Origin of the sequence: Streptomyces sp. NBC_00667 (genome assembly GCF_036226825.1) — a bacterium.
GTDB lineage: Bacteria > Actinomycetota > Actinomycetes > Streptomycetales > Streptomycetaceae > Streptomyces.
In genome coordinates this window covers 3,831,330-3,845,553 of record NZ_CP109022.1, presented here as the reverse complement: position 1 = coordinate 3,845,553, position 14,224 = coordinate 3,831,330, and the positions used below count along the sequence as shown (strand labels likewise).

Annotated in this window: 9 protein-coding genes; 5 read left to right on the top strand and 4 right to left on the bottom strand. The window is 73.5% G+C overall.

Annotation, left to right across the window (positions count from 1 at the left end; genetic code table 11):
* Positions 1–68 precede the first annotated feature (68 nt).
* Positions 69–2,891: an FAD-binding and (Fe-S)-binding domain-containing protein gene (locus tag OHA81_RS17930; RefSeq protein ID WP_443056571.1), complete on the bottom strand. Its 2,823-nt coding sequence runs from the start codon at positions 2,889–2,891 to the stop codon at positions 69–71.
* On the opposite strand from OHA81_RS17930, the gene serC reads away from it, so the two are divergent.
* Both serC and OHA81_RS17920 read left to right on the top strand, forming a co-directional pair.
* Entirely contained in the window at positions 2,863–3,984 is a 1,122-nt protein-coding gene (gene serC, locus OHA81_RS17925) for a phosphoserine transaminase (protein ID WP_329197182.1), read from the top strand. The genes OHA81_RS17930 and serC overlap by 29 nt on opposite strands.
* A 210-nt stretch (positions 3,985–4,194) precedes the next feature.
* Positions 4,195–7,323, top strand: a complete 3,129-nt coding sequence (locus tag OHA81_RS17920) for a sacsin N-terminal ATP-binding-like domain-containing protein (RefSeq protein WP_329197180.1) — start codon at positions 4,195–4,197, stop codon at positions 7,321–7,323.
* A gap of 28 nt (positions 7,324–7,351) precedes the next feature.
* Here OHA81_RS17920 and OHA81_RS17915 read toward each other — a convergent pair whose 3' ends face one another.
* Both OHA81_RS17915 and OHA81_RS17910 read right to left on the bottom strand, forming a co-directional pair.
* The gene (locus tag OHA81_RS17915) at positions 7,352–9,847 is read right to left on the bottom strand and encodes an HAD-IC family P-type ATPase (protein WP_329197177.1); all 2,496 of its coding nucleotides are present in this window, start codon (positions 9,845–9,847) and stop codon (positions 7,352–7,354) included.
* Positions 9,848–9,972: 125 nt separating this feature from the next.
* Entirely contained in the window at positions 9,973–10,263 is a 291-nt protein-coding gene (locus tag OHA81_RS17910) for a DUF2530 domain-containing protein (RefSeq protein WP_329197176.1), read from the bottom strand.
* 193 nt (positions 10,264–10,456) lie between these two features.
* Between OHA81_RS17910 and OHA81_RS17905 the strand changes: the two genes are divergently transcribed.
* A complete protein-coding gene (locus OHA81_RS17905) occupies positions 10,457–11,884 on the top strand; it encodes an NCS2 family permease (protein WP_329197175.1) in 1,428 nt (475 codons plus the stop codon).
* Between the two features lie 9 nt (positions 11,885–11,893).
* On the opposite strand, the gene OHA81_RS17900 is transcribed toward OHA81_RS17905, so the two are convergent.
* Positions 11,894–12,076, bottom strand: a complete 183-nt coding sequence (locus OHA81_RS17900; RefSeq protein ID WP_328969847.1) for a ribbon-helix-helix protein, CopG family — start codon at positions 12,074–12,076, stop codon at positions 11,894–11,896.
* Positions 12,077–12,277: 201 nt separating this feature from the next.
* On the opposite strand from OHA81_RS17900, the gene OHA81_RS17895 reads away from it, so the two are divergent.
* On the top strand, positions 12,278–12,715 hold the full coding sequence (locus OHA81_RS17895) for a MarR family winged helix-turn-helix transcriptional regulator (RefSeq protein WP_190182830.1): 438 nt from the start codon (positions 12,278–12,280) through the stop codon (positions 12,713–12,715).
* A gap of 27 nt (positions 12,716–12,742) precedes the next feature.
* Positions 12,743–14,077 (top strand): MFS transporter, encoded by a 1,335-nt coding sequence (locus tag OHA81_RS17890; RefSeq protein WP_329197172.1) that lies wholly within the window; start codon positions 12,743–12,745, stop codon positions 14,075–14,077.
* Positions 14,078–14,224: the final 147 nt, after the last annotated feature.

Below are 14,224 nucleotides of genomic sequence, written 5' to 3'. Positions count from 1 at the left end.
GCTAAGGGGTACGTAACGGGTGCCATGCCCCGTTCCGCCTTACCTTGCGCACACCCCTGTAACCCCCGCTAAAGCCCCTCCGCGAGGACCTCCGCGAGGTGGCGGGCCCGGCGCCCGCCGCCCAGTTCGGCGATCTGGGTCCGGCAGGAGAAGCCGTCCGCCAGGTACAGGGCCCCCGCCGGCGCGGCCCGCAGCGCGGGCAGGAGCTGTTCCTCCGCGCAGGCCACCGACACCTCGTAGTGGCCCGGTGCGAAGCCGAAGTCGCCCGCCAGGCCGCAGCAGCCGCCGCTGAGCCCGCCCGTCAGACCGGCCCGCTCGCGCAGCCGGCGGTCGGCCGCGTCGCCCAGCACGGCGTGCTGGTGGCAGTGGGTCTGGCCCGCGACCGGCCGGTCCAGGCGCGGCGGCCGCCACTGCGGGGCGTACTCCTCCAGGGTCTCGGCGAAGGTACGGACGGCCGCCGCCAGGCGCGGGGCGCGCGGGTCGTCGGGCAGCAGGGCCGGCAGGTCGGCGCGCAGGGCCGCCGCGCAGCTGGGTTCGAGGACCACCACCGGGCCCCGGACCTCCCCGAGGGTGTCGAGCGTGCGGGTGAGCACCTTGCGGGCGCGCTCCCTGCGGCCGGTGGAGAGGTACGTCAGACCGCAGCAGACCCGCCCGGGCGGGAGGGACACCCCGAGCCCGGCCGCCTCCAGTACCCGTACGGCGGCCCGTCCCGTCCCCGGCGACAGGTGCTCCGTGAAGGTGTCGGGCCACAGCACGACGGCGGCCGGGCCGCGCGACTGCGCCCCGGCGCGGCGCCACCACCTCGTGAACGGCTCCCGGGCCGGCGGCGGCAGCGCACGGCGTCGGTCCAGGCCCGGCACGGGCAGCCGCCGGGCCAGGGCGCCGGCCGGCCCCGCCGCCCGCAGCGCCGCGATCAGCCGCAGCCACTGCGGCAGCCCGCCCAGCGCGTAGTGGGACAGCGGCCGGATCCGCCCCGCCCAGTGGCGCTCCAGGAACTGGGACTTGTACGTGGCCATGTCCACGCCGACCGGGCAGTCGCTGCGGCACCCCTTGCAGGCCAGGCACAGGTCCAGGGCCTGCGCGACCTCCTCGGAGCGCCAGCCGTCGGTCACGATCTCCCCGGCCAGCATCTCGTGCAGCAGCCGCGCCCGCCCGCGCGTGGAGTGCCGCTCCTCCCCCGTGACCCGGTACGAGGGACACATCACCTCCGCCCCGGCCGGCTCCGTACCGCGGCACTTCGCGACGCCGACACAGCGCGCCACCTCCCCCGCGAAGGGTGTCGCCGGCAGCACCGCGAAGCGCAGGTCCTCGTCCAGGCGGGCCGGGCGCACCAGCATCCCCGGGTTCATGCCGCCCGCCGGATCCCACACGTCCTTGTAGGCGCGGAACAGTTCCATCACCTGCGGCCCGTACATCCTCGGCAGCAGTTCGGCCCGCGCCTGCCCGTCCCCGTGCTCCCCCGACAGGGAACCGCCGTGGGAGACGACGAGGTCGGCGAGGGCCGAGGAGAAGTCCCGGAACCGGGCCACCCCCGCCGCCGTCACCAGGTCGAAGTCGATCCGTACGTGGACGCAGCCCTCCCCGAAGTGCCCGTACGGGGACCCGCGCAGCCCGTGCTCCGCCAGCAGCGCCCGGAACTCCCTCAGGTACGCGCCGAGGCGCGCCGGCGGCACCGCGCAGTCCTCCCAGCCCGGCCAGGCCATCTCCCCGGTCGGCAGCCTCGTCGCCGTGCCCGCCGCGTCCTCGCGGATCCGCCACAGCGCGCGCTGCCCCGCCGGGTCGGTGACCAGCGCCGACTCCACGGCGTCGGCGGCCCGCACCAGCGCCCGGGCGGCGCCCTCGTCCCACATCTCGGCGAACAGCCACGCCCCGCCCCGCGGCAGGTCGTGCGCCGCCGCGCCGGCCAGGTCCCGGGCCATGCCCTCCACCGTCAGCGGCCGGTGCGGGAGCAGGCCGGCCGCGGCTTCGGCCGCCGCGCTCTCGTCGGCGTACCCGAGCACCGCGAGCACCGGCGCGCGCGGCGCTTCCACCAGGCGCACCACCGCCTCCGTCACCACCCCGAGCGTGCCCTCGCTCCCGCAGAACGCGCGGGCCAGCCCCACCCCGCGTTCGGGGAGCAGTGCGTCGAGGCCGCCGTAGCCGGAGATGCGGCGGGAGAAGCCGCCGGCCATGCCCGTGCGCAGGACCGCCAGGTTCTGTGACACCAGCTCGCGCAGGCCCCGCGGCGCGCCCGCCCAGCCGGCGGCGATCCGGTGGGAGGTGCCCCCGTAAGCGGTCACCGCCAGCTCCGTCACGTTGTCGGCGGTGGTGCCCCAGGCCACCGAGTGGGCCCCGCAGGCGTTGTTGCCGATCATCCCGCCCAGGGTGCACCGGGAGTGGGTGGAGGGGTCGGGCCCGAAGGTCAGCCCGTGCGGGCGCGCCGCGTCCCGCAGCCGGTCCAGGACCAGGCCCGGTTGGACCACGGCCGTCCGGGCGGCCGGGTCCAGCGCCACCAGGGAGTTCATGTGGCGGGTGAGGTCGAGCACCACCCCGGTGCCGGTCGCCTGGCCCGCGAGGGAGGTGCCGCCGCCGCGCGGCACGACCGGGACCCCGGCCCCGGCGCACACCCGCAGCGCCACCGCCACGTCCTCGGCGTCGCGCGGGGCGACGACGGCGACCGGGACGCGCCGGTAGTTGGAGGCGTCCATGGTCACGAGCGCCCGCGCGGCGGCGCCGAAGTCCACGTCCCCGCGCAGCTCGGCCCGCAATGTCCGTTCGAGTTCACCGGGTGCCGTCACACCCTCCACCCTGCCACCGCCGCGACGCGTCTCACCGGGTGGACGCGCTTCCGGGGCGGCGTCCGGGACCCGATACGCTCCGCTCGTGGCTGAGATCCAGATTCCCGCTGACATCAAGCCCGCCGACGGACGCTTCGGCGCGGGCCCCTCCAAGGTGCGGACCGAGGCGCTCGACGCCCTGGCCGCCACCGGTACCTCCCTGCTCGGAACCTCACACCGCCAGGCCCCGGTCAAGAACCTGGTCGGCTCGGTGCGCCAGGGACTCCGGGACCTCTTCTCCCTGCCCGAGGGCTACGAGGTGATCCTGGGCAACGGCGGCTCCACCGCCTTCTGGGACATCGCGACGGCCGGTCTCATCGAGAAGAAGTCGCAGCACCTCACCTTCGGTGAGTTCTCCTCCAAGTTCGCCACCGCCGCGAAGCTCGCGCCGTGGCTGGACGCACCCTCGGTCATCTCCTCCGAGCCGGGCACCCACCCCGAGCCGGTCGCCGAGGCGGGCGTGGACGTCTACGCGTACACCCACAACGAGACCTCCACGGGTGTCGCGGCGCCGATCAAGCGCGTCGCGGGCGCCGACGCCGGGTCCCTCGTCCTGGTGGACGCGACCTCGGGCGCCGGCGGTCTGCCGGTGGACATCACCGAGACCGACGTCTACTACTTCGCCCCGCAGAAGTCCTTCGCCTCCGACGGCGGCCTGTGGCTCGCGGCGTTCTCCCCGGCGGCCCTGGAGCGCGCTGCCCGCGTCCACGCCTCGGGCAGCCGGCACATCCCCGAGTTCTTCTCGCTGCCCACCGCGATCGACAACTCGCTCAAGAACCAGACGTACAACACCCCCGCGCTCGCCACCCTCTTCCTGCTGGACCAGCAGCTGGAGTGGATGAACGGCCGGGGCGGCCTGGAGTTCACCACCGGCCGCACCGCGGAAAGCGCGCGCCACCTGTACGGCTGGGCGGAGGCGTCGAAGTACGCGACCCCGTTCGTCGCCGACCCGGCCAAGCGCTCCTCCGTCATCGGCACGATCGACTTCTCCGACGACATCGACGCGGCCGCCGTCGCCAAGGTGCTGCGCGCCAACGGCATCGTGGACACCGAGCCCTACCGCAAGCTCGGCCGCAACCAGCTCCGCGTCGCGATGTTCCCGGCGATCGACCCGGCGGACGTCCAGGCCCTCACGGCCTGCGTCGACTACGTGATCGAGAAGCTCTGACCTCCCCCGAGTAGTCACCGCTCCCCGAAGGCCCGGGCCACCGCCCGGGCCTTCTGCCGTCCCCCGCCCGGATCGTGGCCGGCCGTGCCCGTAGCGCGGCGGGGTGGTGTTCGCGCACCTCAGCGGCCGGAAGGGGATCCGTACGCGGTACCGTCAGGTCGGGGACCCGGGGCCCTGGGTGCGAGTGCGGTGATACTTGGAGGCAGCGGCGTGAGCGTGCGAGTGACGGCGGCCCAGAGCGGCGTGGACCCCTTCGGTACGGCCCGGTTGCGGCGCGGGGTGCTCGACGCGTGGGGCGCGGGGCCGGCCCGGTTCCGCGAGGACGCCAACGCCGAGGAGGACCTGGCCCTGGGCGGTTACCGCGACCGGCTCGTGGTGGAACTGGCCCAGAACGCCGCCGACGCGGCCGCCCGCGCCGGGGTGGCGGGCCGGCTGCGGCTCACCCTGCACCCCGGTGACGCGGAATACGGCCACGCGGTGCTCGCCGTCGCCAACACCGGCTCCCCGCTGGACGCGGCCGGCGTGGAGTCGCTGTCGACCCTACGGGCCTCGGCGAAGCGGGAACCCGCCGCCGCGGCGGGCTCCGCGCAGACCGTGGGCCGCTTCGGCGTCGGCTTCGCGGCCGTCCTCGCCGTCACCGACGAGCCGGCCGTGCTCGGCCGGCACGGCGGGGTCCGCTGGTCCCTCGCCGAAGCCCGCGAACTGGCCCGGGACGCCGCGGGCGGCAGCCCCGGCCTCGGCGACGAATTGCGCCGCCGCGACGGCCACGTCCCGCTGCTGCGCCTGCCGTTGCCCGCCGAGGGCACCGCGCCGCAGGGCTACGACACCGTCGTGGTCCTCCCGCTGCGCGACGCCGCCGCCGAGGAACTGGTCGAGCGGCTGCTGGCCGGCATCGACGACGCGCTGCTCCTGACGCTGCCCGGGCTGCGCGAGGTCGTCGTGGAGACCCCCGCCGCCGGGCACCGGGTGCTGTACCGGCGCACCGAGGGCCCGTACACCGTCATCGAAGACTCCGCCTCCGGCACGCACCGCTGGCGCACCGTCCGCCACAGCGGCCCCATCGAGGCGGCGCTGCTCGCCGACCGGCCCGTGGAGGAGCGGCTGCGCCCGTTCTGGACCGTCACCTGGGCCGTGCCCGCCGACATCGAGGGCACACCCCTCTACCCGCGCACCGCCCCCGTCGTCCACGCGCCGACCCCGACCGACGAGCCGCTGGGCATCCCCGCCCTGCTCATCGCGTCGCTGCCGCTGGACACCAGCCGCCGCCACCCCGCGCCCGGACCGCTGACCGACTTCCTCGTGGAGCGCGCAGCCGACGCCTACGCCGAACTCCTCGGCGACTGGGACCCGGTGAGCACCGGCCTCATCGACCTGGTGCCCGGCCCGCTCGGCAAGAGCGAACTCGACGGTGCCCTGCGCGCCGCCGTCCTCCAGCGGCTGCCCCGCACCGCGTTCCTCGCGCCCGCCGCGCCCTCCGAGGAGCTGAAAGCGCTGCGCCCCTTCGAGGCCGAGGTGGTGGAGGGCGCGGGCGCCGACACCGTACGGGTCCTCGCGGAGGTGCTGCCGACCCTGCTGCCCGCCGGGCTGGAGCGCCGCCCCGAGCTGCGCCACCTGGGCGTCGGCCGGCTTCCGCTGGGAGACGCCATCGAGCGGATCGCGGGCATCGAGCGCACCCCGCAGTGGTGGTACCGGCTCTACGACAGCCTCGCCGGCGTCGACCCGGACCGGCTCTCCGGCCTGCCCGTGCCGCTGGCCGACGGCAGGACCGCGATCGGGCCGCGCCACATCCTGCTGCCCGGCGCGGACACCCCCGCGAGCCTGGCCCGCCTCGGGCTCAAGGTCGCCCACCCCGACGCCGCGCACCCGCTGCTGGAGAAGCTCGGCGCGCTCCCGGCCACCCCCCGCGCGGTGCTGACGACCCCGCAGGTGCGGGCGGCGGTGGCGGCCTCCCTGGACGCGGGCGAGATCTGGGACGAGGACGCGCTGGACGCCGACGAGCTGGCCGAGGTGGTCCTCGCCCTGGTCCGCGACGCCGCCCTGGAGCCGGGTGACGAACCCTGGCTGGGCGCGCTGGCCCTGCCCGACGAGGACGGCGAACCGACCCCGGCCGGCGAACTGCTGCTGCCCGGGTCCCCGCTGGCGTCGGTGGTCCGCGAGGACGAGATCCCGTACCTGGACGCCGGCTTCGCCGAGCGGTGGGACGCCCGAACCCTGACCGCCGTCGGGGTACTGGGCACCTTCCAGCTCGTCCGCGCCACCGACGTGGTCCTGGACCCCGACGAACTGGAGCCCCGCGAGGGCGACTTCGCCGAGCCCGACGACGCGGGCCTGCTCGACGCCGTCGACGTGTGGTGCGAGGACCTCCTCGACCAGCTCCCCGACACCCCCCTGCCCCCGGTGGCCACCGAACTGATCGGGGTACGCGACCTGGACCTCGTCGACGACGACCGCTGGCCCCAGGCCCTGGCCATGCTCGCCCAGCCCCCGCTGCGCGACGCGCTGACCCAGCCCGTGCGGGTCCTGCTCCCCGACGGCACCACCCGCTCCGTGCGCCCCTACACGGCCTGGTGGCTGCGCGACCACCCCGTGCTCGACGGCCGGCGTCCGGCCGGTCTGCGCGCGGCGGGCGGCGACCCGCTGCTGGCCGGGCTGTACACCCCCGCCGACGCCACCGGCTTCGAGGACGAGCAGGTGCTGCGGGCGCTGGGCGTACGGACCTCCGTGCACGCCCTGCTGGAGGAGCCCGGCGGCGCGGCCGAGCTCCTGGGCCGGCTCGCCGAACCCGACCGGGAGGTGTCCGACCGGCAGTTGCACGCCCTCTACGGGGCGCTGGCCGAGCTGGACCCCGAGCAGGTCACCCTCCCGGACGACCTGCGGGCGGTGGTGGACGGCGAGGTGCGGGTCGTGGACGCGGCCGACGCGGTGATCGCCGACGCCCCCGACCTGCTGCCGCTGACCGCCGGCCTGCCCCTGCTGCCGGTCGCGCCCGCGCTGGCCGCCGACCTCGCGGAACTGCTCCAGGTGCGCCGCCTGTCGGAGACCGTCCCGGCGGAGGTCACCACTCCGGGCGAGGAGCACGAGGTCCCGGAGGCCGTACGGATCCTGCTGGGCCCCGCCACACCGCACACGTACGTCGAGCACGAGGAACTCGTCGCGGGCGGCGTCGAACTGGACTGGCGGCTCACGCCGGACGGCACCCTGCACGCCGCCACCCTGGAGGGCGTCGCGGCAGGTCTCGCCTGGTCGGCGGGCCAGTGGCCGCGCCGCTTCGAGGTCGCGGCCCTGCTGGAGGACCCCTCGCGCACGGCGGAACTGGCCCGCGACCGCTGGTTCGACTGAACGGCGGCGGCCGCGGTCCGGGAGCCGGCTAAGCCGCGAAGCGGCGGTCGACCCAGCGGAACGTGAACTCGATCAGCACGGCGGCGGCCGCGGCGACCGCGACCGCCGTCCACGGCAAGGCCGCGCCCACCAGCCTCAGCTGGAAGAAGTCCTGGAGCCACGGCACGACCAGCACGAGGAGGAACGCCCCGCCCATCGCCGCGACCAGGGCGATCCGCCACCACGTGTACGGGCGGGCGATGATCGCCAGCACCCACATCGAGGCCAGGAACAGGGTCAGCGTCGCGGCGCTGGTCTCGGCCTCGAGGCTGTCCGCACCGGTGTAGTGGTGGCGGGCGAGCAGGTAGGTCACGAAGGTGGCGACCGCCGCGATCACCCCGCCCGGGATCGCGTACCGCATCACCCGTTTCACGAAGTGCGGTCTCGCCCGCTCCTTGTTGGGGGCGAGCGCGAGGAAGAACGCGGGGACGCCGATGGTGAGCGTCGACAGCAGCGTCAGGTGGCGCGGCAGGAACGGGTACTCCACCTGCCAGCAGACCACGAGGACGGCCAGCAGCACCGAGTAGACGGTCTTCACGAGGAAGAGGGTCGCCACCCGGGTGATGTTGCCGATCACCCGGCGGCCCTCGGCGACCACCGAGGGCAAGGTGGCGAAGCTGTTGTTCAGCAGCACGATCTGCGCGACCGCGCGGGTGGCCTCCGAACCGGAGCCCATGCTCACCCCGATGTCGGCGTCCTTGAGGGCGAGGACGTCGTTGACCCCGTCGCCCGTCATCGCGACGGTGTGCCCCTTGGACTGGAGCGCGGCGACCATGTCCCGCTTCTGCCGCGGGGAGACCCGGCCGAAGACCGCGTGGCCGTCCAGGACCTCGGCCATGTCGGCCCTCTCCTCGGGCAGTTCGCGCGCGTCGACCGTGTTCTGGGCGCCGGGCAGCCCGAGTTTGCCGGCCACCGCGCCGACGGAGACGGCGTTGTCACCGGAGATGACCTTGGCCTTGACCTCCTGGTCCTCGAAGTAGCGCAGCGTGTCGGCGGCGTCGGGCCGCAGCCGCTGCTCCAGGACGACGAGGGCGGTGGGCCGGGCCCCGTCGGCGACGGCCGGGTCGTCCAGCTCCCGGGCCGAGCGGGCCAGGAGGAGGACCCGTAGGCCCCGCTCGTTGAGGGCGCCGATCTCCTCCAGCGCCGGGTCCGCGGCGGGCAGCAGCACGTCCGGGGCGCCGAGCAGCCAGGTGGTGTTCTCCCCGTCGCCCTCGCTGAAACTGGCGCCGCTGTACTTGCGGGCGGAGGAGAACGGCAGCGACTCGGTGCAGCGCCACTCCGCTGTGTCGGGGTAGGCGTCGATGATCGCCTGGAGGCTGGCGTTGGGGCGCGGGTCGGACTCGCCGAGCGCGCCGAGCACCTTCTCCACGTACGCGCCGTCCTCGCCGCCGAGCGGGCGCAGCTCGGTGACGTCCATACCGCCTTCGGTGAGGGTGCCGGTCTTGTCCAGGCAGACGACGTCGACGCGGGCGAGGCCCTCGATGGCGGGCAGTTCCTGGACGAGGCACTGCTTGCGGCCCAGCCGGATGACGCCTACGGCGAAGGCGACCGAGGTCAGCAGGACGAGCCCTTCCGGGATCATCGGCACGATGCCGCCGACGGTCCGGGCGATGGAGTCCTTGAGGTCGGACTTCTTGACGACGAGCTGGCTGATGATGAGGCCGATCGAGGTCGGGACCATCATCCAGGTGACGTACTTGAGGATGGTGGAGATGCCGGTGCGCAGCTCGGAGTGGACGAGCGTGAAACGGGACGCCTCTTCGGCGAGCTGGGCGGCGTAGGCCTCGCGGCCGACTTTGGTGGCCGTGAACGCGCCTCCGCCGGCGACCACGAAGGACCCCGACATCATGCGGTCGCCGGGCTTCTTGAGCACCGGGTCGGCCTCGCCGGTCAGCAGGGACTCGTCGATCTCCAGGCCTTCGGCCTCGCCGAGGACCCCGTCGACGACGACCTTGTCGCCGGGTCCGAGTTCGATGACGTCGCCGAGGACGATCTCCGAGGTGGAGATCTCGGCGGTCCGGCCGTCGCGGCGGACGCCGGGTTTGGCCTCGCCGATGACCGCGAGCCCGTCGAGGGTCTTCTTGGCGCGCATTTCCTGGACGATGCCGATGCCGGTGTTCGCGATGATCACGAAGCCGAAGAGGCCGTCCTGGATCGGCGCGACGAAGAGCATGATCAGCCACAGCACGCCGATGATGGCGTTGAAGCGGGTGAAGACGTTCGCCCGGACGATCTCGGACGTGGAGCGCGAGGAGCGCACGGGTACGTCGTTGACGTCGCCGCGGGCCACGCGTTCGGCGACCTCCGCAGTGCTGAGGCCGCCCCGCTTGAACCGGGGCGCCGGTGGGCGCACGGGGTGGACCGGGTCCAGCTCGGCCCCCGCGTCGATGGCGGTGCCGTAGGCCGCCGCTCCACCGCCGCCCGTACCGCCGCCGCTGCCGCCCGGCTCCGGTCCGTTCGTGTCGGTCTTCGCCCGCTGCGTCATGCTTTCGACGGTAAAGGGCGTTCGAACGCTCCACCCGCCGAGCGGACGGAAGATCCGACTTCGGGATGACCCGAACAGTCCCCTGGTAGGGGCCGGCGGGCGGCAGGCGGGCCCGGCGGCTCCCGTCAGGCCTCGGGGTGGGGCTCCCCGGCTTCCGCGGCCCGTGCCGCCTGGTCCCTGTGCCGGCTGATGGCCGCCTCGCGGCCGCGGGCGTACCAGATGCCGAACAGGCCGAGGGCCGCGCCGGCCGCCGGGGTCCAGACCCACCACAGCATGCCCCGGTCCGCGAACCACCCGTAGAAGGGGAGCTGAACGAGGAAGAGGACGAACCAGATGATCGTGCCACCGACGACGGTCGCGACGACGGGGCCCTCCAGGGGCTCGGGGGCCTCGTGCTGTGCGGTCCATTTCGCCATGCGGCCAGTCTAGGCGGGCGGGTGACGGCGGCCGCAGAGAGGCCGCCTGCGGCCGTCCGGGGCGGACCGCACCACGCCCGCGTGTGTCTACGCGCGGAGATGGACGGGGGTTCCCTCATCTGTTCATACTGAAACGGTTTGCCTGCGACCGGTTTTATTCGTATGAATAACCAAATGACCCTTTGAGGACCGCATGAGCACCTCGGCACCCGCCGCGGCCCCCACCAACGCCACGGACCGCTTCTTCAAGATCTCCGAGCGCGGTTCGACCATGGCCCGCGAGGTCCGCGGCGGTTTCGCGACCTTCTTCGCGATGGCCTACATCATCGTGCTGAACCCGATCATCCTCAGCAGCGCGAAGGACATGTACGGCCACCAGCTCGACGGCGGCCAGCTGGTCACCGCCACCGTCCTGACGGCCGCGTTCTCCACCCTCCTCATGGGCGTCATCGGCAACGTCCCGATCGCGCTCGCGGCCGGCCTCGGCGTCAACACCGTCGTCGCCCTCCAGCTCGCCCCCCGGATGAGCTGGCCCGACGCCATGGGCATGGTCGTCCTGGCCGGCTTCGTGGTGATGCTGCTGGTCGCCACCGGCCTGCGCGAGCGGGTCATGAACGCCGTCCCGCTGGGCCTGCGCAAGGGCATCGCGATCGGCATCGGCCTGTTCATCATGCTGATCGGCCTCGTCGACTCGGGCTTCGTCTCGCGCATCCCCGACCTCGCGCACACCACGGTGCCCCTCCAGCTCGGCGCCGGGGGCCACCTGCACGGCTGGCCCGTGCTGATCTTCGCGCTCGGGGTGCTGCTCACCCTGACCCTGCTGATCCGCAAGACGCCCGGCGCCATCCTGATCTCCATCGTGGCCATGACCGTGCTCGCGGTCGTCGTCCAGCTGGTCACCGACCTCCCGGCCTCGGCCTGGGGCCTGACCGTGCCGCAGTGGCCGGGCAACCCCGTGGCCGCACCCGACTTCGGGCTCGTCGGCCAGGTCAGCCTGTTCGGCGGCTTCGGCAAGGTCGGCTTCCTCACCGGCACCCTGTTCGTCTTCACCGTGCTGCTGTCCTGCTTCTTCGACGCGATGGGCACGATCCTCGGCGTCGGCGACGAGGCCAAGCTGACGAAGCCGGACGGCACCTTCCCCGGGATCAACCGGGTCCTGCTCGTCGACGGTCTGGCCGTCGCCTCGGGCGGCGCCACGTCGTCCTCGGCCACCACCTGCTTCGTGGAGTCCACGGCCGGCGTCGGCGAGGGAGCGCGCACGGGCATGGCCAACGTGGTGACCGGCGCCCTGTTCGCCGTCTCCCTCTTCCTCACCCCGCTGGCGACGATGGTCCCCTCCCAGGCGGCGACGCCCGCCCTGGTGGCGGTGGGCTTCCTGATCCTGGCCGGCTCCGTCAGGGACATCGACTGGAGCGACTTCACCATCGCCGTCCCCGCCTTCCTGGCGATGGTGATGATGCCCTTCACCTACTCGATCACCAACGGCATCGGCATCGGCTTCATCAGCTTCTGCACCCTGCGCCTGACGACCGGCCGGGCCCGCGGCGTCCCGGTTGCCATGTGGGTGGTGGCCGCCGTGTTCGTCTTCTACTACGCGATGCCGGCCCTCGGCCTGACGTAGGCACCGGGCTCAGGTGAGCCCGTAGAACTTCTCCGTCTCGTCGACGGCCGCCTTGAAGCGCTCGTCGAAGTCATCGCGAATGAGCGTCCGGACGACATAGTCCTGGACGCTCATTCCGCGTTTGGCGGCGTGATCGCGGAGGCGGTCGAGCAGCTCCCCGTCTATGCGCATGCTCAGCACATGAGTCCCCATGCCGCAAAGAGTCGGGGCACCGCCCGGGGACGCGTGTCACTTTCCGCACGCAGCTCACCCGGACGAGTGACGGAGCCCGTGCGGTGTCCGGTGGTGTGACGCGCGGCGCCCGGCGGTGTGACGCGTGGTGTCCGGTGGTGTGACGCGCGACGCCCGGAAACCGGTGTTCTTTAGCGAGAGTAATGAGTTATTCTAAAGAACATGCACGACCTTTCCCATGGCGACGACGCCGCCGCCGTGAACGACCTCCGCTCCGCCGTCATGCGGCTGGGCCGCCGGCTCAAGCACCAGCGCGTCGACGAGTCACTGAGCCCGACCGAGATGTCGGTGCTCGGCACGCTCGCCCGCTGCGGCCAGGCCACCCCCGGCGAGCTGGCGCGGCGCGAGCACGTGCAGCCGCCGTCGATGACGCGCATCGTCGCGCTGCTGGAGGCCAAGGGACTGGTACGGCTGGAGCCGCACCCCGACGACCGCCGCCAGAAGGTGGTCAGCCAGACGGAGGAAGCCGAAGCGATGCTCGAAGAGAGCCGTCGCAAGCGCAACGCCTTCCTGGCCGGGCTCGCGGCCGAGCTCACCGAGGACGAATGGGCCAAGCTGCGTGCCGCGGCGCCCGTCCTGGAGAAGCTCGCGCACTTGTAACCGTCCGACGCCAGGAGGCGAACGCTTTTGAGTACGGGAACCGGAGCAGACTCCGCACCCGGCCACACATCCACCACTACGCGACCCGCGAGCCGGAACTCCATGTTCAGCTCGCTGAGGATCCGGAACTACCGGCTCTTCGCCACGGGACAGGTCGTCTCCAACACCGGTACCTGGATGCAGCGCATCGCCCAGGACTGGCTGGTCCTGTCCCTCACCGGCTCGGCCTCCGCGGTGGGCATCACCATCGCGCTGCAGTTCCTGCCGATGCTGGTGTTCGGCCTCTACGGAGGCGTACTCGCCGACCGGCTGCCGAAGCGGCCGCTGCTGCTGGCCACCCAGGGCGCCATGGGCCTGACGGGCGTCGCGCTCGCCGCGCTCACCCTCGCCGGACACGTGCAGGTCTGGCACGTGTACCTCGCCGCCTTCGCGCTCGGCCTGGTCACGGTCCTGGACAACCCGGCGCGCCAGACGTTCGTCCCGGAGATGGTCGGCAAGGACCAGCTCGCGAACGCGGTCAGCCTGAACTCCGCCAACTTCCAGTCCGCGCGGCTGGTCGGCCCGGCGATCGCCGGTGTGCTGATCACCGCCGTCGGCTCCGGCTGGGCCTTCCTGCTGAACGGACTGTCCTTCGCCGCGCCGATCGCCGCGCTGCTGATGATGCGGACGCGTGAACTCCACCCGGTGGAGCGGCAGCCGCGGGGGAAGGGGCAGCTGCGGGAGGGCCTGCGGTACGTCGCCGGGCGGCCCGAGCTGGTCTGGCCGATCGTGCTGGTCGGGTTCATCGGGACGTTCGGGTTCAACTTCCCGATCTGGCTGTCGGCGTTCGTGGGCAACGTCTTCCACGGGGACGCCGGAACCTACGGCCTGTTCAACACCCTCATCGCGGCGGGTTCCCTGGCGGGCGCCCTGCTGGCGGCCCGGCGCGGCCACTCGCGGCTGCGGGTGCTGGTCGCGGCGGCCGTGCTGTTCGGCGGGCTGCTGGTCGTGACGGCCTTCGCCCCGGCGTACTGGCTGTTCGCGGCGCTGCTGGTGCCGATCGGGATGTTCGGCCTGACGGTCAACGTCACCGCGAATTCGAGCGTGCAGATGGCGACCGACCCGGAGATGCGGGGCCGGGTGATGGCCCTGTTCATGATGGTCTTCACGGGCGGCACCCCGCTCGGGGCCCCGCTGGTGGGCTGGATCACCGACACGTACGGCGCCCGCATCGGCATGGCGGCGGGCGGCGCGGTCTCCCTGACCGCCGCGCTCGCCATCGCCGTGGTCCTCTCGCGCGTCGGCAACCTCCGCGTCAGCCTCTCCCGCCACGGCGTGACCTTCGTCCCGACGGCGGGCCGCCAGCTGGTCAAGGCGGCGTGACCCTGCGGGGGGGCCGGGGGGTCCGGGGGCGGGGGTCCGAGGGCCGGGGTACCTCCCGGCGTGGGACGCCGGTCGGCAACTTCCGGCCTCGCCGGCGATTGAGGCGCGGGGTCTGGGGCGGAGTCTGGGGCGGAGCCCCAGAAAGCC